This is a genomic window from Halioglobus sp. HI00S01 (assembly GCF_001635445.1).
In the GTDB taxonomy this organism is placed as follows: Bacteria; Pseudomonadota; Gammaproteobacteria; order Pseudomonadales; family Halieaceae; genus Halioglobus; species Halioglobus japonicus.
This window is the reverse complement of the sequence record NZ_LWEE01000207.1, coordinates 1-261: the sequence shown is the minus strand read 5'-3', so window position 1 is coordinate 261 and position 261 is coordinate 1. Positions and strand designations below refer to the sequence as shown.

Annotated in this window: 1 pseudogene; it reads right to left on the bottom strand. The window is 64.0% G+C overall.

The features are described from left to right. A pseudogene (locus A3709_RS23990) lies at window positions 1-261 on the bottom strand (hypothetical protein); the annotation flags it as partial.

Here is a 261-nt window from a genome sequence, read left to right as displayed (position 1 = left end):
CACTGGCACGCGTACTGCGCGATTGTCCATGATGGCTGTGACGTGCGTGCGGTGTAGCAATTGATTGAGGGGGTCGTCGGGGACCACGCGGCGCAGCTGCTTGAGCACCGTCTGGTGAACTGAGCGCTGGCGGAACAGCCCGGTGCCGGTCAATGTGGCCGTTACGATCGCCAGCATTGGCATGCCTGCGCCGGCACTGACGGCAGTTGCCACCAGTTTGGCACCCGCCACCACCAGCAGTGTGAGCAGGGTTAGCTCGCT